Origin of the sequence: Kangiella sp. TOML190 (genome assembly GCF_023706045.1) — a bacterium.
Taxonomy (GTDB): domain Bacteria; phylum Pseudomonadota; class Gammaproteobacteria; order Enterobacterales; family Kangiellaceae; genus Kangiella.
In genome coordinates, this window is record NZ_BQYL01000001.1 from 2398545 (window position 1) to 2418237 (window position 19693).

Below are 19693 nucleotides of genomic sequence, written 5' to 3' on the forward strand. Positions count from 1 at the left end.
TTTTGACCAAATCGAGGACTGAAAAATGCTTTAATTGTCCGAATATAACTTTTTCCAACGCCTGTACTGCCTTAAAAAAGAATCATAATCAGGGAAATAGTTTAAAAATGGTTTATTTAACTCGAAGAAGTCTTCAGCTAATTTTACTTGGGTAAGTTCTCGCTTAGGCTTTCGCGAATTCTGCTTCCTCATAATCATGTGATGATGAAAGTCTTGGTACAATCTATGGAAGAAATCTCTTTTAGCATCGTTACCAGAATTTTGAGTTCTTTTCCCAAAAAATGCATACTCCAATTCAAGCTGGCCAGATGCAGAGTAGTAGTCCAACAATTTGTTATAAATCCACATCAAAAGTTCGGGAGGAGGATAATAACCGTTAAATATGTAGTCCATGTATGATTGTATTGGATGCCTGAAACCTTCCACTTCTCTGTCAATAAAGTCTCCCATATAATCATCACCTTTATACATTTGCATCAAGTGATTCCAATGCTCTTCCAGTTTAAGGTCCTGCTGGAAATTACTTTTTAAAAGTTCCTTCCTAATTTCGGAAACCTCTTTCCAAGCTTTCTGATCAAACTCTACATCCTTCTTAGTTGGCATAAATCACTCCTTGTATAAATAATCAGCCCACCACTGCATCATTTCCCTTCTTTCATCGAGATATTTAGCATGATGCGTATACGCAGCTCTAACCGAGTTTCTTTCTAAGTGCGACAGCTGCCTCTCTATTGCATCAGAGTTAAATCCTTCTTCATTCAAGATTGATGAAGCAGTAGCCCTAAACCCATGCGGAGTAGCTTTGCTTTTGCCTTTATTTTTGCCGTCATAACCCATTGAGAATATAGCTTTGCGCATAGTGTTATCAGACATTGGATCAATGCGTCTTCTTTCAGAAGGGAAAACTAATTTGTGCTGGCCGGTGATAACTTTGATTTCATTTAAAACAGATATTGATTGCCGTGATAATGGGACCAGGTGTTCAGTACTCATTTTCATCCTTTCTCCAGGGATTCGCCAAAGCATCTCATCAAAATCGAACTCGCTCCAAAGCGCTCCTCTTAGCTCTCCAGGTCGAACAAAAGTTAGAACAAGCAGTTTGATGGCTAGTTGAGTGAGTTTTCGACCAATTAGATGATATTGCTCTAAGTCTTTTAAAAATCGAGGTAACTCTTCTCGCGGCAAAGATGGGCGATGAGATAGTTTCCTAGTTTTGATTATATCGGTTAGGTCAGATGCTGGGTTTACTGTTAAGCGACCCATTTGTACAGCATAGCGACAGACCCGACTAATATCTTGCAAAACCTTTCGTGCGACATCTAGAGCATCACGTTTTTCAATCTTCTTAACGATTTGAATAATATCTTGAGGAGTTATTTGATCGACGGGCAAATGGCCTATTGAAGAAAAGGAATTTAATTTGAGTCTTCGCCATAACTTATTTGCATGACCTTCTGACCATTCTTCTCTACTTTTATCCCACCACTCTTTTGCTAGCTGAGAGAATGAATTGGTTTCATCAAATTTAAGTTTAAGCTTTTGCTCTTTCTTTTGAAGACTAGGATCAACACCCTTAGCTATCAGGCGCTTAGCATCTAGTGTAAGTTCCCTAGCCATTTTTAAAGTAATTGTTGGGTAAACACCTAAAGCCAAGGTTTTTTGTTTTCCAGAAAAGCGATATTTTAAGCGCCAATATTTTGAACCATTGGGCTTAACAAGCAGCCTGAGACCTCTCTCATCCGAGAACCATTGATCTTTGCCTTGTGGTTTTATTCCTTTAACCTTAATGTCCGTAAGAGGCATTTTGGTGCTATATTTTCTCAATTGAATTAATGTAGCACCAAATGTAGCACCAATTAGAGAAGGATTCCAGTGGACACAATTGGACCAACTTGGACAGATTAAGCAGTTAAGGTGTTGTTTTTATGTTTATTTCTGGACGGCAATGGATGCCGACAGAGAATAAGATGGTGCCCAGGGACGGACTCGAACCGTCACGGTGTTGCCACCGGGGGATTTTAAGTCCCCTGCGTCTACCAATTTCGCCACCTGGGCAGCAGATGACTGGCTATATCAGCTTGATAAAGTGGAGGCTGAGGCCGGAGTCGAACCGACGTCCACGGATTTGCAATCCGCTGTATAGCCACTCTACCACTCAGCCTTAATTCAACTTTCTTGTCAGCTATGGTGCTTCTGACGAAGCGCTGATATAAAAAACCTCGGTAATGCACCGAGGTTTTGAATTTGGAGCGAGAAAGGAGGTTCGAACTCCCGACCCCAACCTTGGCAAGGTTGTGCTCTACCAGCTGAGCTATTCTCGCGTCGTTGTGGCGTGCATTTTACTTCGAAATCCAATTGTGTCAACACAAAAGAGTAAATTTTTTAGCACTTTTTTTACCGCTGGTTAGGACTCAAACAAACTGCCGAAAAATCAGTCAGTTAGGGCTTCTAACGAGGTGCTAGCGATAAGGATTCATTATTATCCGTCTTTATTTTCGCTTGTCAAGTGAGGCCATGCAGCCCGTAAATAGTTATACATTGACCATAGCGTCAGGAGCGCTGCGATCCACATAAAGAGGTAACCAATACTTTTGGGAACGTTAAAAATATCCGGCGAAGAAAGCAGCAATAAAAAGATCGCAAAGAGCTGACAAACGGTTTTAATTTTGCCAACCCATGAGACCTGTACCACTGCCCTACTGCCCATTTCAGCCATCCATTCGCGTAGCGCTGAAACGGTGATTTCACGGCCAATAATCACCATCGCCGGAATGGCAAGCCATACCGTCGCTTCTCGTTCAACTAGCAAAATCAAGGTGATAGCAACCATTAGCTTATCAGCAACCGGATCTAAAAAAGCGCCGAAGGGCGATTCGATATTAAGACGGCGTGCTAAAAAACCGTCAAAAAAGTCAGTAGCAGAAGCAACGCAGAAGATAGATAAGGTAATCCAGCGAGCAGCTACCGTATCAATATAAAAAAACAACACAAACAACGGCACTAAAGCGATTCTAAATGCTGTTAAAATATTTGGCAGATTCCACACTGCTGTCACCCCAAGTGATAATTGTTAGACAAAGTTATTCTAACTCATTGTTTCTTAATATAAAGCTATCCATGTAAATAATCATAAATTTTTTGCGCAATTGCCAAACTGATCCCTGGTGCTTTAGCAATGTCCTTGGTGCTAGCTTTTTCAATTTCTTGCCAGCCACCAAAATGATTGAGTAGGCTTTGGCGTCGTTTAGCGCCGACACCGGGAATTTCTTCGAGTAAAGACTTGGTTGAAGACTTTTTACGTTGCTGTCGATGTTTGGTAATGGCAAAACGGTGCGCTTCGTCACGAATGTGCTGAATTAAGTGCAAGCCTTGATTGGATTCGCTTAGTTGAATCGGTTGATGCTCACCGACCAGCCATAATAGCTCCATGCCAACTTTACGATCGGCACCTTTGGAAACTCCTAACAATCGACTGGTATTGATATTTAATTCATTAAATACCTCTTCAGCATGGGTCAACTGTCCTTTGCCGCCATCAATGATCACCAAATCGGGCATCGCAGCATCTTCATCCAGAATCCTTTTGTATCGACGCTGCAAGGCTTGGCGCATCGCTGCATAATCATCGCCACCGGTGATCCCTGAAATATTAAAAATGCGGTAAGCCGCTTTCTTAGGCCCATTGTCATCAAACACCACGCATGAAGCGACGGTTTGCTGTCCTTGGGTATGACTGATGTCGAAACACTCCAGATGCTTTGGCAGCTTATCCAAATCCAGTGCTTTTTGTAGCGCTAGTAACCGCTGATAAATGTTAGATTTGCTGTTTAATTTTGCGCGTAAAGAGTGCAATGCGTTTTTTTGCGCAAATTCTAGCCAGTCTTTAGTTTGACCACGAACTGGCCTTTTAAAATTAACTTTTTTATTGAAAGAAACATCAACCGCTTCACCGATCAACGCAAACTCGGGCGAAGTTTCTGGCAACAACACAGTTTTAGGAATTTCGGCTCCAGATAAATAGTACTGGCGAACAAACGTTTCTAACACCTCAGCAAGTTCGGTGTCTTTGGGAACTTTCGGATAGAAAGCTTTATTACCGACGACCATTCCCTGACGTATAAACAGAACTAGCACGCAAGCCGTACCAGCAGCATATTCCAGCGCAACCGCATCCAAATCGGCACTGCTGCCGCTGATGGATTGTTTTTGAATGACATGGCGTAAATTTTGTATCTGATCTCGATAACGAGCAGCCTCTTCATAATCTAAATCCATGGCTGCAGACTCCATCCGTTTTTGCAGGCTATTGATAACCGATTCGCTTTTGCCTTGATAGAACTGACGAATACTGTTGATGTCTTTGGCGTAGTCCTTTTTAGAGATGTAACCCACGCAAGGCGCTGTGCAGCGTTTGATTTGATACTGCAAGCAAGGTCGAGAGCGGTTTTTGAAATAACTGTCTTCGCACTGACGAACTTGAAAGGTTTTTTGCATTAGCGACAAGCTCTGTCTGACTGCAGTAGCGCTGGGAAAAGGCCCAAAGTAATCACCGTATTGTTTTTTTGCTCCTCGATGGTAGACCAGCTTGGGGTAATCTTCTTTCGATAGAAAGATATAAGGGTAGGATTTATCGTCACGAAATACGACATTAAACCGTGGACGATGCTTTTTGATAAGGTTGTTTTCCAGTAACAGAGCTTCCGTTTCGGTTTCGCAAACCGTGGTTACAATATCTTCTATCAAGGTCACCATTAACTGCGTTTTAGGCGAACTATGACTTTTAACAAAATAGCTTTTGACTCGATTCGATAAATTTTTCGCTTTACCGACATATATAATGTTATCACTGGAATCGAGCATCCTATAAACACCAGGTTTGGTGCTTAAATGCTGCAGAATGGTTTTAATTTTTGGCTTATCTTTGGGAACTGTATCAGTCATAGCTGACCGAATATCAGGTTTGCGGTTCGATAACTTTATATCTTAAGGCTAAGTGAGTCAGCCCCACATCATTTTCAACACTCAACTTCTCGAAAAGGCGATAGCGGTAACTGTTTACGGTCTTTGGACTTAAGTGCAATTTATCAGAAATATCCTGAACTTTTTCGCCACGAGTAATCATCAGCATGACCTGCATTTCACGTTCAGAAAGTTGATTGAAAGGATTGTCATCTTTATTTTTGAATTGGGATAAAGCCATTTCTTGCGCAACTTCTGGTGCAAGGAAAACCTTGCCATGGCTTACCGCTCTTATGGCCTTGACCATTTCGTTTATATCACCACCCTTGGTGATATAGCCCATGGCTCCAGCATTGAGAAACTGGCTGGGATAAGGCTCAGAAATGTGCGCGGTCAAGGCAATGACTTTTACGTCAGGGTCAAAGCGTAGCATCCGCCGAGTGGCTTCAAGACCGCCAATTCCAGGCATATTAGCGTCCATCAAAACGACCGTAGGCTTAAGTTGTCGTTGTTTTTTAAGCGCTTCTTCGCCAGTTTCAGCTTCAGCAACAACTTCAATTCCATCTTGATCAGCTAGTATTCGCCCGAGCCCCATTCTAACTAGGTCATGGTCATCTACCAGCATTAATTTGATCATATTATTCTTGCCTTAAATCTTTATTGTTAGTAGATTACTGAAAATCATATCCCTTATCAAGAATTATCCATGAAAGCTTATTTGATCCTTTTTATAGCGCTAATAACATCGCCTATGGCAATGGCGGAGAAAACTTTGCAAGAGTGTATCGATACGCAAAACGATATCGCTAGACTAGCCTGCTATGATAGCATTTTTGGTCACAGCAAGAGTGACGGCGCAACACCTTTAGCCACCCCTTCCTCGCAAGATGATTTTGGCGCTGAACGCATTCGTTCAGAAGATAAAGCTGACTCTATGACAACCTCAATCGTGGGTGAGTTCGACTACCTTGCTAAAGGCGATAAAATACAATTAAGCAACGGCCAAACCTGGCAAGTGATTGAGAGTCGCAAATTAAGACACAAAGCAAAAAACCCTGAAGTAGTTATCTCAAAAGGCTTTATGGGTTCTTATTTCCTTGAGTTTGCAGATATCAATCGACGTATTAAAGTGAGACGCGTCAAATAAATGAACAAGCTATTGGCTGCCGATTACCAAAATATCTGGCATCCCTATACTAACACTGCTACCGATAATCCTTTATTTCTAGTCGACTCCGCTTGCGGAGTCGAACTGCATCTGGCTGATGGAACTAGTCTTATTGATGGTATGTCTTCTTGGTGGGCGGTCATTCATGGATATAATCATCCTAGCCTGAATCAGGCAGCCAAAGCTCAAATCGACAAAGTCAGTCATGTGATGTTTGGCAGCTTAACCCATGAGCCGGCCATAAAGCTTGCCGAGCAATTGCTATCATTAACCAGTAGTCACGCTAAGCAAGATTTTGCTCGAGTATTTTTCTCGGACTCAGGCTCGGTCAGTGTCGAAGTGGCCATTAAAATGGCCATCCAGTATTGGTTTGCTCAAGATCGCCCTAAAAAACACCAATTACTGACCGTTCGTCACGGCTATCACGGCGATACCTTTGCCGCTATGAGCGTCACTGATCCCGAAAATAGTATGCACTCAATGTTCCAAGGAATTCTAGCGGAACAACTATTTGCCGAGATCCCTGTCTATGGCGATGATATTGCATGGCGTCCTGAGTATATGGATTCAATTAAAGCTCAAATTGAACAGCACCATCAATCTATCGCCGCAATCATTATTGAGCCGCTAGTCCAAGGTGCTGGCGGCATGAAGTTTTATCATGCCGAATATTTGCGTCAGTTACGTCAACTTTGCAATCAGTATGAACTCTTGTTGATCTTCGACGAGATTGCTACAGGATTTGGTCGTACTGGCTCTCTATTTGCTTATCAAGCGGCGCAAGCAACCCCTGATATCCTTTGTCTTGGCAAGGCGCTAACTGGTGGTTACATGACCTTAGCAGCAACCCTAGCCAACCAGAAAGTGGTGGCGGGCATCCACGCTGATAGCCAAGAAGGCAAAGCTGGCGGAGTTCTAATGCATGGCCCGACTTTCATGGCTAACCCACTGGCCTGCGCGGTTGCTAACGCTTCTTTAGAATTGTTGCAGGTTAATAACTGGCAGCGACAAGTGGCTGCTATCGAAGAGCAACTCAAACAACAACTGACTCCCATACAAGCCCATAAACAGGTGCACGAGGTTCGAGTTAAAGGTGCCATTGGCGTGGTGGAAATGAAGCAGCCGGTTGATTTTAATTGGATAGTGCCAAAATTTGTAGAGCTCGGCGTATGGATCCGCCCTTTTGGCAAGCTGATTTACATTATGCCACCCTATATTATAAAGCCCGAGCAACTAACCAAGCTGACTCAGGCGATAGCTCAAGTTATTTCAGAAATGGACTAGTTACTGCTTGCGGGTAAACACCCAGGAGTTATCTTTACTAAACTTCTGATTAAATTTATAACCATCAAGATTAAACGATTTTAAATCTTCTGGATCGGTAATTCGGTTATCGATAATGTAACGACTAAGGCTGCCACGCGCCTTTTTAGCGAAAAAACTGATCATCTTATAATCGCCATTCTTATAGTCTTTAAAGGCTGGCGTTAACACTTGCGCGTTTAATAATTTAGGTTTGACCGATTTAAAATACTCATTAGACGCTAGATTGACCAACAGGTCCGATTTGAGCGCTTTCAGTTGCTGATTTAGAGCCTCAGTAATTTGCTCGCCCCAAAACTGATACAAATTCTTGCCCCGTTTAGTTTCTAGCTTTTTGCCCATTTCCAAACGATATGGCTGCATTAAATCCATCGGCCGCAACAAGCCATATAAACCCGATAAAATTCGTAAGTGTTTCTGCGCAAACTTGAAATCGTTGGCTTTCATGGTTTCGGCATCAAGCCCTGTGTAAACATCACCCTTAAAGGCCAGCACTGCTTGCTTAGCATTATCCGAAGTAAAGGGTTGTTGCCATTGATTAAAACGCTCAACATTAAGCTGTGCGATTTTCTCCGAAACGCCCATCAAATCTACGATATCTTGCACTTTAAATTTTTTTAGCTGCTGAATAAGCTGTTGCGAGTCCTCAAGAAAATCAGGAGTAGTACTAATAGATGATTTAGCAGGCGTTTCAAAGTCTAAAGTTTTGGCAGGAGAAACAACAGTGAGCATAGAAAATACGGTATTATTAAAAGAGTTGAAATTATGCCTTGTCCATACCGAAGCTACAAGGGTGAATTATGTAATTACCAAAATGCAGCCTAAAGCTCTCATTACTAAAGGTTGTAAGTATACGCTTATCACAAAAAGCTAATCCTATGCTTTAGATTAGCAGTCTATAAAAAAGCCTCTGTAGAAGAGGCTTGCAGAGTTATTGTCCTATATGCTTGTTTAGAAAAATCTCTATTCTCCTATACAAATTCACAATGTTATCAAAGTCCTCAAAACCATGACCTTCGTAAGTTTCCAATAAGGTTTCATACTTAATATCATGTTTCTTGAATTCACTTATCAAGCTATGGTAGTTACCCACCGGAACACGAGGATCTTTACCACCATGTATTAAAAAGACAGGGACTTTAATCTTGTCAGCGTTATGAACAGCAGAGCGCTCTTTAACGAACTGTGGGTCATCAATGCCCCAAGCCTCTTTCACAAATTTCCTACCTCCTTCAAAACGCCATGTATCAGCATTTTTCCATTCCTCTATATCATAAACTCCTACATAGCCAATGGAGCACTGGTAAAGGTCAGGCTCACGAATCACACCCATCAAAGCAGCATAGCCGCCATAACTTGCGCCATAGATACATATCTTATCTTTATTAGCATAACCTTGTTCTATAGCCCAAAGAGTCCCATCCGTTAAATCATCCTGCATTTCCTTGCCCATTTGCATATGGGCATCATACTCAAAATCGGAACTTCTTCCGCCAGAACCACGATAATTTAGTTGTAAAACTGCATAACCTCGATTGGCTAAAAACTGTGCCTCGACATCAAAACCCCAAGTATCTTGAATACCGTATGGCCCACCATGCACCAACACAACCATGGGTAAATTCTTACTTCTACCCTCTGGTAGGGTCAAGTAACCTCTAATTTCTAAACCATCGCGCGCCTTAAATTTTATTGGCTTCATTGAAGCCATCAGCTCTCTTTTAATCCAAGGCTGTGAATTCAATAAAAACTTTAGTTTAAAGTTATTCAGATCGAATAAATAATAACTTCCAGGATTTTTACCACTCCAGACGTTGACCACTATGGTTTTACCATCTGCCGTTGAGTTTAGAAAGCTAATTTCTTGACCTTTAAAGGAATTCTTTAACGAGCGATGTACTTTAGCCAAAATATGTTTATTATCAAAAAATTCCGTTTCAAGATAGCCTGGCATTCTCTGAATGCCAATCAATTGACCGTTGATATGTTGGTTATTGTCAATACCGCTGATGATAGCCGAATCACCGGCCAGTGGCAGAACCATGGTTTGATTAGCGGTATCAATATCTATCTTATAAACACCACGCTTAGCATCTTCTCCCGAAAGCTCAGCTATTAATGCATTGCTTTTAGTATCAATATCTAAAAGCCTGAAACCAATTTTCTTTTCGTCATATTCCTTAAATAAAGCCCAGTCGTCTTCTTTGCTAGCCTTCAAATAGACTCGGTATTTTTCATCATCACTATCAAAGCCAGTAGCAGCTCGAATCAAACCGGCGTTATCAGCGTGAAGAGAGCTAAATTTATCAGGCGCTGTTTCGACCCTTCTTGTTGAGCCCTTATAGACGTTCATTTTATAGGCTGCTTGAAAACCACGAGAGTTATACATTGCAACCAAAATGTAATCGTCATCTTCAGGCAGCATATTTAGGAATCTATAGTAAGAGCCATTAACTAATTTTGCTTTGCGCTTACCATCAATATTCGCAGCAAATAACACTCCGGCAGATCTAGGAACAGCAAGAGGCCCTACTCTAACTACCATAGAGGCATACACTCTTTCGTTATTTAACCAGCCGAAATCACCAACTTCCTGCTTATCTTTTGTGAAATCAAAACTTTGGATAATTTGCATTTTCTGCAAGTTTAGTACTACCAATTTTTTTTTGCCTTCGGACTCAACTCGCGCAGCCAAGTGTTCGCCGTCAGGTGATATTTTTAAAGCAGTTATATCGGAAAATTTAAAAAGTGTTTCTACTGGAATTTTTTCCGCAGAGATACTTAAAGAGAAGAGCACTAACCCCAAGAATATAAGAACTTTTTTCATGATTGTCTCGATTATTAGATATTTAATTTTGATTATTTTTCAATCGCACTATACCGAAAAGGTGGCGCGGATAGCAACTGTGTAAACCTTACTCGAATTTCCCTTCATTAAGAATTTGCCACAGTTCGACTTTATTACCTTCTGGATCGAGAAACCAAGCAAACTTGCCATAGGACTCTTCGCAGGGCTCAGCAACTATCTCACCACCATTGGCTTTAACCTGCTCCAGACAAGCCTCAAGATCATCAACAATAAGATTGAACATAAAACCCTTGGTCGAAGGCTCGAAATAATCGGTATCCTCTTTAAAAGGCCCCCAGACCGTACAAGCTCCAGCTGGTGCTTGTTCGTGCTTAAAACTGGAGCCGCCATAAGTCGGTTCCAGCTCAAACCCTAAGGTATCTTTATACCAACTACCCAGTTTATCCCTATCTTTTGCTTTGAAAAACACACCACCAATGCCAAGTGCTTTACCCATCCTTGTCTCCTATTGATCGTTTACCGAAGTTCCAAACTTTTGATGCAACTTGTCTTGATTGATTCCATTAGTAACTTTACTGTAGCCAAGCTTTTCTAAAGTTTCCTTAGCAATCCCTGAACGGCGACCACTGCGGCAATAAACGATAATTTCAGTATCTGTAGGTAAGTTCAAACTGCTAATGGTGTTCTCAATATCAGTATGCTGTAAATTGATAGCACTAGGATAATGGCCTGCCTGATACTCCTCTGCACTGCGCACGTCAATAATTACCGCATCAGAAACCGCTGGTGCTTTTTTTATCGCTAGTTTTGCCACTCTCTGCGATGGATCAATCTTAACATTGACCGCTGGATAAGGTGTTAGATCCAATAACTTAATTTCAAAACCTGAAAAGGTTGCACTACGGGGATACCCTTCTTCGCCATTAGTATTTAACATTAACGTTTGTGCCGAGTCCTTATTTGAGGCAAGTAAAATAACCTGCGCATTGCCCGCCCAAACACATTCCGTACCTTTGGCACAGCGCGAGTCATTGGCTAACTGCATAAATTCAAGCTTAACGTCATCCAGAGTTAGGCTTTGGTTAAGACTTAAATCATAGGTGTTGGTAGTTTTAGGCTTCTTTGCGACTGTCTTTTGCAGGACCTCTTCAGACGTTTGCTTAGAAACTAACTGTTCATCAGCACAGGCTATCAATAAGCAGCTCAATAGTAGCGCGGATAGGAACTTTGGAAAGAATAAGGTAACCATAAATATTGCTTAATATTTAAACTTACCCCATTCTGAAAGTTCCGGCAGTTGAGATCAAGCCTCTTTATCCCTAAACGATAAACTTTAGAAATATTTCTTTAGCACTTGCGGAATTTCAATAGTGCCGTCGGCTTGCTGATAGTTTTCTAAAATGGCCACTAAAGTACGGCCAACCGCTAAGCCAGAGCCATTTAAGGTATGTACTAACTCAGGTTTACCGGTTTCAGGATTACGCCAGCGGGCTTGCATTCGCCGCGCTTGGAAATCATTGGTATTACTGCATGAGGAAATCTCACGGTAAGTCTCTTGGCTGGGCAGCCACACTTCAATGTCGTACGTTTTGGTAGCGCCAAAACCAATATCGCCAGAACAAAGGTTAACCACTCGATACGGTAGCTCCAATAATTGCAACACCTTTTCCGCATGACCAATTAACGCTTCCAAGGCAGCCATTGAATCTGCTGACTTGGTGATATGTACCAACTCAACTTTTTCAAACTGATGCATCCGGATCAAGCCACGCACATCGCGTCCATAAGAGCCAGCTTCGCTTCTAAAGCAAGGGGTATGGGCAGTAAACTGCAGCGGCAATGCATCGGCTTCTAAAATTTCATCGCGCACTATGTTGGTCACAGGGACTTCAGCCGTGGGGATCAAATACAAAGGTCGGTCATCTTGATTTTTGCCTTGCGCTTTAAATAAATCTTCTTCGAATTTCGGCAACTGCCCAGTGCCAGTCAAAGACTCCGCATTGACCATATAAGGCACATACAATTCTTCATAACCGTGCTCTTGGGTATGCAAATCCAGCATAAACTGAATCAAAGCGCGGTGTAGTTTCGCCAGCATGCCCTTTTTGATAATAAAGCGGCTGGCAGCAATTTTCGCAGCATTGGCAAAATCCAAGCCACCTAAATTTTCACCCACTTCCACGTGATCTTTAATCTCAAAATCAAATTCTCGCGGCGTACCCCAGCGGCGAACTTCGACATTGTCGTTCTCATCTTTGCCTTGAGGAACCGACTCATCGAGTAGGTTTGGCAGTCCATAATGAATTTCATCAAGTTGCGCCATCACTTGGGTTTGACGCGCTTTTGCCGCGTCCAGCTTAGCGCCTAAGTCCGCAACCTTGTCCAGTAAAGGCTGGATATCTTCGCCACGCGCTTTGGCTTGACCGATGGATTTCGAACTGGAGTTACGCAGATTTTGTAATTCTTGAGTTTCTACCTGGATCTGCTTGCGCTCTTCTTCAAGCTTGCTATAAGCCGCAACGTCCAATTCAAAGCCTCGTTTGGCTAAGTTGGCGGCCACAGCATCAATATCAGTTCTTAATAACTTGGGATCTAACATGAGATTTGGGTCACTTTATCCGTAATCGGCTCGCTTGATAACGCAGCCTTGGTCAAAATTTAGCTGGCTATTCTACCACCAAGCCAAGCACCAACAAAGACCATAAATAGACAAATCAGCAGGTTTGAAGCGATATACAGCAAGGCTTTTTGGTATTGTTGATGCTGAAAGAGAAGTAGCGCCTCGATCGAAAAGGTAGAGAAGGTGGTCAAGGCGCCTAAAAAGCCAATCATTACACCCTGTTTTAAATTGATTGAGATATTCGACTCTTGCCAAAAAGTTAATAAAAACCCAGCGATAAAACAACCAACCATATTGGCAATTAAAGTGCCCCAATAGACTTCATCACCAAACTTGGCCAAAGACCAGTCTTTAATCTGGAATCGGGTTAAAGCGCCTAACGCCCCGCCAATGCCAATTGATGCCACTAGTCCCCACATTATGAGCGTCCCTTATTTCGATTACGATTACGATTACGGATCCAGTTTAACTTCTCGCCAATTTTCTTTTCTAATCCTCTATTCACAGGCTGATAATACTGCTGTTCGCCTTTGTCTTCTGGGAAATAGGTTTGTCCAGCCGCATGAGCTTGTGGCTCGTTATGGTCGTATCGATATTCAGCGCCATAATCCAATTCTTTCATCAATTTAGTCGGCGCATTACGAATATGCAATGGCACTTCATAAGAGGGATCCGACTTAACATCCGCCATAGCTGCTTTATAACCCGTATATACCGCATTGCTTTTAGCCGCGCAGGCTAAATAGGTCAAAGCTTGGGCAATGGCGAGCTCACCTTCTGGACTGCCCAATCGCTCCTGCACATCCCATGCGTTTAGAGCAACGCTCAAACCCCGCGGATCGGCATTTCCAATATCTTCGCTAGCCATCCGCACCACTCGCCGCGCTACATACAAAGGATCAACCCCACCATCAAGCATCCGACAAAACCAGTACAAGGCCGCATCAGGATTTGAACCGCGCACTGACTTATGTAAAGCGGAAATTTGATCGTAAAAATGTTCACCGCCCTTATCAAAGCGACGCAATGATTGGGTTAAAGTCTCCTCTAAAACTTGCTCATCGATAAGCCAAGAGTTATCTTCCTGGCTGTCTTTAGCCATAGCCAATTCGCCAGCAATTTCCAGAAAATTTAACAAGCGCCGACCATCACCATCGGCCGCCTCAATTAACATCGCTTTGCAAGGCTCATCAATGGCTAGCTTATATTCACCCAAGCCCTTTTCTTTATCGGACAAGGCATGCTCTATCAACTCAGACAAAGCGTCAAAAGATAAGTCTTTCAACACAAACACTCGAGCCCGCGAAAGTAAAGCATTGTTCAATTCAAAAGATGGATTTTCGGTAGTCGCGCCAATAAAAGTTACAGTACCATCTTCCACAAATGGCAAAAAAGCATCCTGCTGAGCTTTATTAAAACGATGCACTTCATCAACGAATAAAATGGTTTGCTTGCCTTGCGATTGGTATTGCTTAGCCTCTTCTACCGCCGCACGAATATCTTTAACCCCAGCAAGCACCGCAGAAATGGTAATAAAATGGGCATTAGAATTATGTGCAATCAGTCGAGCCAAGGTGGTTTTGCCGGTTCCTGGCGGCCCCCAGAAGATTAAAGAAAAAGGACGCTTTGAGTCAATTGCCTGACGTAGCGGTTTACCCTCGTCCAGCAAATGCTTCTGGCCTACATAGCCCTCAAGCGAGTTTGGCCGCATTCGATCGGCCAGAGGAATATAAACATTGGACTCGTTAAAAAGGCTATCTTGCTGGCTCATTAGCACTTAGCCATTGACCGAAAGTTCGGGTGGTCTAGTTAAATCCGAGTCCAACAGCTGCTCACGCGAATCAATCAAATCAATCCCCGCAGGCGGCTTAAATTGAAACACGCCTTGGCTAAACTCTTGATTGTATTGCTGCTCAGAAAACTCGACCAAAGTTGTTTGTCCTAAGTTATCTTTGACTTTAAAAGCAACGAACTCATCGCCCTTAAACTCCATAATCATCAGCTCAAACAAGGCTTCTTCTGACTTAGGCCGTAAATGAAAAATGTACGTTTGCTCAAGACTATCGTCCGAATTTTTATCGTTAGCAGCTGAATCAACCAAGCTTGCCACAATATAATCTTTTTCCATATCCACTTGCGACTTGCTCAATAACGCCGCTGGTGAATTGTCAAAAGAATCCGCTAAAGTTGACACATTAATCTGCTCAATATCCTTATCAAACTGCCACAAATTAGCACCATCAGAAACAATTTCCTGCTCATAAGGTTCGCTCACGATCCAGCGAAACTTCATAGGTCTTTGCAGTTGGAAACTACCCTTCGAATAATCTAGCTCGTTACCCAGCTCATCGATCACTCGCTGCGAAAAATTCGCTTCTAACGACTGGATTTTGCCTAACTTGGCCTCTAAATCTCGCGCCGCATCTGCATTAGCTAAAAGGGAAGTCAAACCCAATACAGAAACACCCAACACTTTTAATAATTTTCTTATCATTTCAATACCTTAGCCATATGACTACAGCTATTACTAATCTTTGTTATGTTATAGCCTTTTCAAACTGAATTGGGGCTTAATTTGCCAGCTTAGTCCTTGGGTGGCGGAGGTGCGAGTACCTCCCTCGCCCCATTAGTCCCCATCTCGCTCACAATCCCTGCTGCTTCCATTGCTTCGACCATTCTAGCGGCTCGGTTATAACCAATCTTTAAGCGTCTTTGGATACCGGAAATTGAAGCTCTGCGCGACTCAGTCACTATGGCCACGGCCTGGTCGAAAAGTTCATCTTGCTCACTATCTTCTTCGCCAGCCATTCCCGGCATCCCTGGTACTGGCACTTCGCTGGTGCCATTAATAATCGCATCAAGGTATTCCGGCTCGCCACGGCGTTTCCAATCTTCGACCACTCGATGAACCTCATCATCATCCACAAAGGCACCATGTACCCGCGTTGGAATACTGGTTCCTCCTGGTAAATACAACATATCGCCCATGCCTAACAACTGCTCCGCGCCCATTTGATCCAAAATGGTTCGTGAATCAATTTTCGAAGAAACTTGGAAGGCAATTCGTGAGGGAATATTGGCCTTGATCAAGCCGGTAATCACATCCACAGAAGGTCTTTGCGTGGCTAAAATCAAGTGAATGCCTGCAGCTCGCGCTTTCTGCGCAATTCTGGCAATCAACTCTTCGACCTTTTTACCGACAATCATCATCATGTCCGCCAGTTCGTCAATCACCACTACTATCGAAGGCAGTTTTTCCAACACCGGCGGCTCTTCTTCTAGGCCATCGGTAGGCTGCCATAAGGGATCTGGAATGGGGTCGCCTGACTCTATGGCATCAGCTACTTTCTTATTAAAACCGGCTAGATTGCGCACTCCAAGCGCCGACATTAAGCGGTAGCGCCGCTCCATTTCGCCTACCGACCAACGCAAAGCATTAGCCGCGTCCTTCATATCAGTAACCACTTCGCATAATAGATGTGGGATCCCTTCATAGACGCTGAGTTCCAGCATTTTTGGATCGATCATGATCATGCGCAGATCTTCAGGGGTTGCTTTATACAACATACTGATGATCATGGCGTTAACCCCCACCGACTTACCAGAACCCGTCGTACCAGCGACCATCAAGTGTGGCATTTTCGCCATATTGACCACAATCGGGTTGCCAGCAATATCCTTACCGAGCGCCATTGATAGCGGTGCTTTAGCTTTGTCAAAAGCATCGGAGGCAATGACTTCTCTTAAACGAACAATCTCACGATTCTCATTAGGAATTTCAATGCCAACGTAAGTTTTACCTGGTATAACTTCCACCACTCGCACCGACATAGTCGATAGCGAGCGCGCTAAATCTTGCGCTAAATTACTGATTTTACTGACTTTAACACCTGGTGCCAGCTCAATCTCGAAGCGAGTGATCACAGGCCCAGGATGCACTTCCATCACCTGCACTTCCACTCCAAAATCTTTAAGTTTCAGCTCCAATAAACGCGACATGGCTTCCAGCGCTTCGGCGGAAACGGAAAACTTGGGTGGCTCCGGCGCATCCAACAATTCTACTTCAGGCATTGGCGTGATGGGGCCATCGAAGCCTTTGCCTAGATCCAGCGGCTTTTGCTTTTTCTTTACTTGTGCTTTTTGCACTTTCTTGCTCGGAGCCAATGGCGCGATCTTAGGCTCGATTTTTACCGGCGAGCGCGTTTGCGCTTTGGCTTTTTCTTGCTCAAAGCTCTCTTGGCGCTTAACCACCACTTTTTTCACTTCTTTTTGTTCAGCGCGTTTTTCTCTAGCTGAGGCCAACCAATCTTTAAACTGATGCCATCGATTTAGTGTCCACTCGCCAACTTTATCCATCAATTTGAGCCAAGAAATTCCAGTAAATAGCGTTAACCCCGACAGAAAAATGGCTAATAAGATTAAGGTGGTTCCATATAAACCTAGCCCATCTAAAATACCTGCAATTAATGACTCGCCCAAAATCCCGCCCGAGCTATAACTGGGTTGGGTTTGCGGATCGAAAAAGTGCAAACTACACAGTCCTGCACCAGCAATAATTGCCATTAATAGACCAGCACCTTTGACCAGCCAAAAACTTTTCGGGTGTGAATTTTCGAGCTTACGCCCGCTATAGACTAGGTAGCCGAAATAACCAACAATCAACGGCACCAAATAAGCCAAATAACCGAACAGATGCAAAAAGAAATCGGCAAACCAAGCACCTGACTTACCCGCTAGATTTTGCACTCGCTGGCCATTGCCATTGGTGAAAGAGCCTGGATCATTATGATGATAGGAAACCAATGCTAAAAAGAAAAAGATCCCCAGCGTGACCAGCAAAATCATGCCGCCCTCACTGAGCCTTTTTCGAAGCAATGCCTTAGCTTCCGACTCGGGTGTGTTTTGTTTGGTTGCTTGTGTCACTAATCTTATACCTTTATTTTTAGGTCATTCTACGCATTATTGCTTTAAAATAAAAAGCCCATTGCGAATAAATTTATGCTATATCGAAATTGGCAAATTGGGGCTTTCTTTGACTTCTTCCATCACCATATAGGAGCGCGACGCGCTAACTCCCGGCAAGGTCAATAACGTCTCGCCGAGCAGCTTTCGATAAGCTTTCATATCCGCAACTCGCGCCTTTAACAAATAATCAAAATCTCCCGATACTAGATGACACTCCAGAATCATTGGGATCTCCATAACCGCCTGTTTAAAGTCTTCGAATACATCCGGCGAGGTTCTCGATAGCCGAATTTCCACAAAAACTAATAACGAAGCCGACAACTTTAGCGGATTTAGACGAGCGCCATAGCCTTCAATAAAGCCATTGGCTTCAAGCCTTTTCACCCGCTCCAAGCAAGGAGTAGCGCTTAAACCGACCTTTTTGGCCAATTCTACATTGGATATACGACCATTGTTCTGCAATTCATTCAAAATTCGCAGATCAATTCGATCGAGTATCTGAGTGCTAGCGCTTTGAGTTCTCAAAGTATTTTTAACTACAAAATCCTATAATTTAGTTATTTATACTACAATTATTCATTTTATAGCAAATAATTCTTTAAAAACCGCATTATAATAGCGTATCTCTCTGTTGTAGATTCTTATGTTTATAACCAACCTATTGTTTGCTTTGAGCATCGTTTTGGAGACAGCTTATGTTAATTGGGGTTCCTAAAGAAATTAAAAACCATGAGTACCGTGTTGGAATGGTTCCAGGCAGTGTGCGTGAGCTGATTGCTCATGGTCATCAAGTAGTTGTCGAGCATAATGCCGGCAGCGGTATTGGTTTTACTGATGCTGATTATGAAAATGTTGGCGCCACGGTAGTCTCCTCTGCAGAAGAAGTTTTTGCCCAAGCTGATATGATCGTCAAGGTCAAAGAACCGCTGGCAGAAGAGCGCGCCCGTTTACGCGACGGTCAAATTCTCTTTACTTATTTGCATCTTGCGCCTGATCTACCGCAAACCCAAGACTTGGTGAAATCAGGTTCAATTTGTATTGCCTATGAAACGGTGACCAGTCGTAATGGCGGATTACCTTTATTAGCGCCAATGTCAGAAGTGGCTGGGCGTATGTCGATCCAAGCTGGTGCTGAGTGTTTAGAAAAATCATCCGGCGGTCGTGGCATGCTGTTAGGAGGTGTTCCTGGGGTGTCGCCAGCAAAAGTTGTGGTGATTGGCGGCGGCGTGGTTGGTACCAACGCCATTAAAATGGCAGTTGGCATGGGCGCTCGAGTGATTGTGCTGGATCGTAATGTGGACGTCTTGCGTCGCATCGATGCTGAATTTGGTACTCAAGTAGAAACCGTTTACTCAAGCCACGACTCCTTGGAGCGTCATGTAACTTCAGCGGATCTGGTGATTGGCGGCGTCTTAATTCCAGGCGCGGCAGCACCGAAATTGGTCACCGCGGAAATGGTTAAAAACATGAAGCCAGGCGCAGTCTTGGTGGACGTTGCTATCGACCAAGGTGGTTGCTTTGAAACTTCACATGCCACGACTCATGACGAACCAACTTTTATCGTTGATGACGTGGTGCATTACTGCGTAGCCAATATGCCAGGCGCAGTACCAAGAACTTCGACCTTTGCACTGAACAACGCCACTTTGCCTTTTATTATCGACATTGCTAATAAAGGTTACAAGATGGCCTTAGCTTCCGATGGACACCTACTCAATGGTCTTAATGTTTATCGCGGCAAAGTTACTGAAAAATCCGTTGCTGAGAACTTAGGTTTTGACTTTGTTGAACCGAGTGAAGCGATTGGATTAGACAGCTAATTACTCAGCTAGAAAAAAAGCGCCACTTA

At 43.2% G+C, this 19693-nt stretch carries 18 protein-coding genes and 3 tRNA genes; 3 read left to right on the forward strand and 18 right to left on the reverse strand.

The genetic code is table 11. The features are described 5' to 3' along the window. Positions 1–30 precede the first annotated feature (30 nt). The 8 genes from NFS34_RS11330 to uvrY form a co-directional block, all read right to left on the reverse strand. Positions 31–603, reverse strand: coding sequence for a hypothetical protein (locus NFS34_RS11330; protein ID WP_251360181.1), 573 nt, complete (start codon positions 601–603; stop codon positions 31–33). 3 nt (positions 604–606) lie between these two features. Next, complete coding sequence (locus NFS34_RS11335; protein ID WP_251360182.1) at positions 607–1803, reverse strand: tyrosine-type recombinase/integrase; 1197 nt, start codon at positions 1801–1803, stop codon at positions 607–609. A 165-nt stretch (positions 1804–1968) separates the two neighbouring features. After that, positions 1969–2055, reverse strand: a tRNA-Leu gene (locus NFS34_RS11340). Positions 2056–2087: 32 nt separating this feature from the next. Then, positions 2088–2161, reverse strand: a tRNA-Cys gene (locus NFS34_RS11345). An 84-nt stretch (positions 2162–2245) separates the two neighbouring features. Then, positions 2246–2321 (reverse strand) — tRNA-Gly (locus tag NFS34_RS11350). Positions 2322–2479: 158 nt separating this feature from the next. Beyond that, a complete protein-coding gene (gene pgsA, locus NFS34_RS11355) occupies positions 2480–3046 on the reverse strand; it encodes a CDP-diacylglycerol--glycerol-3-phosphate 3-phosphatidyltransferase (RefSeq protein WP_251360183.1) in 567 nt (188 codons plus the stop codon). 65 nt (positions 3047–3111) lie between these two features. Next, the gene (gene uvrC / locus NFS34_RS11360) at positions 3112–4941 is read right to left on the reverse strand and encodes an excinuclease ABC subunit UvrC (RefSeq protein ID WP_251360185.1); all 1830 of its coding nucleotides are present in this window, start codon (positions 4939–4941) and stop codon (positions 3112–3114) included. Between the two features lie 13 nt (positions 4942–4954). Beyond that, positions 4955–5596 (reverse strand): UvrY/SirA/GacA family response regulator transcription factor, encoded by a 642-nt coding sequence (gene uvrY / locus NFS34_RS11365; RefSeq protein ID WP_251360187.1) that lies wholly within the window; start codon positions 5594–5596, stop codon positions 4955–4957. Positions 5597–5665: 69 nt separating this feature from the next. On the opposite strand from uvrY, the gene NFS34_RS11370 reads away from it, so the two are divergent. Together NFS34_RS11370 and bioA are read left to right on the forward strand one after the other, a co-directional pair. Continuing rightward, a complete protein-coding gene (locus NFS34_RS11370; protein ID WP_251360188.1) occupies positions 5666–6106 on the forward strand; it encodes a hypothetical protein in 441 nt (146 codons plus the stop codon). After that, positions 6107–7411, forward strand: a complete 1305-nt coding sequence (gene bioA / locus NFS34_RS11375) for an adenosylmethionine--8-amino-7-oxononanoate transaminase (protein ID WP_251360189.1) — start codon at positions 6107–6109, stop codon at positions 7409–7411. Here bioA and yaaA read toward each other — a convergent pair whose 3' ends face one another. The 10 genes from yaaA to lrp form a co-directional block, all read right to left on the reverse strand. Beyond that, complete coding sequence (yaaA, locus tag NFS34_RS11380; protein ID WP_251360190.1) at positions 7412–8182, reverse strand: peroxide stress protein YaaA; 771 nt, start codon at positions 8180–8182, stop codon at positions 7412–7414. 199 nt (positions 8183–8381) lie between these two features. Further along, a complete protein-coding gene (locus NFS34_RS11385) occupies positions 8382–10277 on the reverse strand; it encodes a S9 family peptidase (RefSeq protein ID WP_251360192.1) in 1896 nt (631 codons plus the stop codon). A gap of 88 nt (positions 10278–10365) precedes the next feature. Further along, positions 10366–10755: a VOC family protein gene (locus NFS34_RS11390; RefSeq protein WP_251360194.1), complete on the reverse strand. Its 390-nt coding sequence runs from the start codon at positions 10753–10755 to the stop codon at positions 10366–10368. 9 nt (positions 10756–10764) lie between these two features. Further along, complete coding sequence (locus NFS34_RS11395; RefSeq protein WP_251360195.1) at positions 10765–11508, reverse strand: rhodanese-like domain-containing protein; 744 nt, start codon at positions 11506–11508, stop codon at positions 10765–10767. Between the two features lie 84 nt (positions 11509–11592). Continuing rightward, positions 11593–12858 (reverse strand): serine--tRNA ligase, encoded by a 1266-nt coding sequence (gene serS, locus NFS34_RS11400; protein ID WP_251360196.1) that lies wholly within the window; start codon positions 12856–12858, stop codon positions 11593–11595. A gap of 59 nt (positions 12859–12917) precedes the next feature. Then, a complete protein-coding gene (gene crcB / locus NFS34_RS11405) occupies positions 12918–13298 on the reverse strand; it encodes a fluoride efflux transporter CrcB (RefSeq protein ID WP_251360198.1) in 381 nt (126 codons plus the stop codon). Then, complete coding sequence (locus NFS34_RS11410) at positions 13298–14650, reverse strand: replication-associated recombination protein A (protein WP_251360199.1); 1353 nt, start codon at positions 14648–14650, stop codon at positions 13298–13300. Before NFS34_RS11410 ends, crcB begins: the two co-directional genes overlap by 1 nt. Before the next feature lie 6 nt (positions 14651–14656). Next, positions 14657–15373, reverse strand: a complete 717-nt coding sequence (gene lolA, locus NFS34_RS11415) for an outer membrane lipoprotein chaperone LolA (protein WP_251360201.1) — start codon at positions 15371–15373, stop codon at positions 14657–14659. 89 nt (positions 15374–15462) lie between these two features. Then, positions 15463–17802: a DNA translocase FtsK gene (locus NFS34_RS11420; RefSeq protein ID WP_285834466.1), complete on the reverse strand. Its 2340-nt coding sequence runs from the start codon at positions 17800–17802 to the stop codon at positions 15463–15465. A gap of 78 nt (positions 17803–17880) precedes the next feature. Further along, a complete protein-coding gene (gene lrp, locus NFS34_RS11425) occupies positions 17881–18369 on the reverse strand; it encodes a leucine-responsive transcriptional regulator Lrp (protein ID WP_251360203.1) in 489 nt (162 codons plus the stop codon). A 170-nt stretch (positions 18370–18539) separates the two neighbouring features. Here lrp and ald point away from each other — a divergent pair, with 170 nt between their 5' ends. Continuing rightward, positions 18540–19664 carry an alanine dehydrogenase gene (gene ald / locus NFS34_RS11430; RefSeq protein WP_251360205.1) on the forward strand — a complete coding sequence of 375 codons (1125 nt, stop codon included), beginning with the start codon at positions 18540–18542 and terminating at the stop codon, positions 19662–19664. Positions 19665–19693 lie beyond the last annotated feature (29 nt).

Excerpts from the sequence above, each read along its gene's own strand:
- uvrC (WP_251360185.1), bottom strand. The coding sequence starts at position 4,941 with ATGACTGATACAGTTCCCAAAGATAAGCCAAAAATTAAAACCATTCTG.
- NFS34_RS11410 (WP_251360199.1), bottom strand. The coding sequence starts at position 14,650 with ATGAGCCAGCAAGATAGCCTTTTTAACGAGTCCAATGTTTATATTCCT.
- crcB (WP_251360198.1), bottom strand. The coding sequence starts at position 13,298 with ATGTGGGGACTAGTGGCATCAATTGGCATTGGCGGGGCGTTAGGCGCT.
- NFS34_RS11385 (WP_251360192.1), bottom strand. The coding sequence starts at position 10,277 with ATGAAAAAAGTTCTTATATTCTTGGGGTTAGTGCTCTTCTCTTTAAGT.
- NFS34_RS11390 (WP_251360194.1), bottom strand. The coding sequence starts at position 10,755 with ATGGGTAAAGCACTTGGCATTGGTGGTGTGTTTTTCAAAGCAAAAGAT.
- serS (WP_251360196.1), bottom strand. The coding sequence starts at position 12,858 with ATGTTAGATCCCAAGTTATTAAGAACTGATATTGATGCTGTGGCCGCC.
- NFS34_RS11395 (WP_251360195.1), bottom strand. The coding sequence starts at position 11,508 with ATGGTTACCTTATTCTTTCCAAAGTTCCTATCCGCGCTACTATTGAGC.
- ald (WP_251360205.1), top strand. The coding sequence starts at position 18,540 with ATGTTAATTGGGGTTCCTAAAGAAATTAAAAACCATGAGTACCGTGTT.
- uvrY (WP_251360187.1), bottom strand. The coding sequence starts at position 5,596 with ATGATCAAATTAATGCTGGTAGATGACCATGACCTAGTTAGAATGGGG.
- bioA (WP_251360189.1), top strand. The coding sequence starts at position 6,107 with ATGAACAAGCTATTGGCTGCCGATTACCAAAATATCTGGCATCCCTAT.
- lolA (WP_251360201.1), bottom strand. The coding sequence starts at position 15,373 with ATGATAAGAAAATTATTAAAAGTGTTGGGTGTTTCTGTATTGGGTTTG.
- NFS34_RS11335 (WP_251360182.1), bottom strand. The coding sequence starts at position 1,803 with ATGCCTCTTACGGACATTAAGGTTAAAGGAATAAAACCACAAGGCAAA.
- NFS34_RS11370 (WP_251360188.1), top strand. The coding sequence starts at position 5,666 with ATGAAAGCTTATTTGATCCTTTTTATAGCGCTAATAACATCGCCTATG.
- NFS34_RS11330 (WP_251360181.1), bottom strand. The coding sequence starts at position 603 with ATGCCAACTAAGAAGGATGTAGAGTTTGATCAGAAAGCTTGGAAAGAG.
- yaaA (WP_251360190.1), bottom strand. The coding sequence starts at position 8,182 with ATGCTCACTGTTGTTTCTCCTGCCAAAACTTTAGACTTTGAAACGCCT.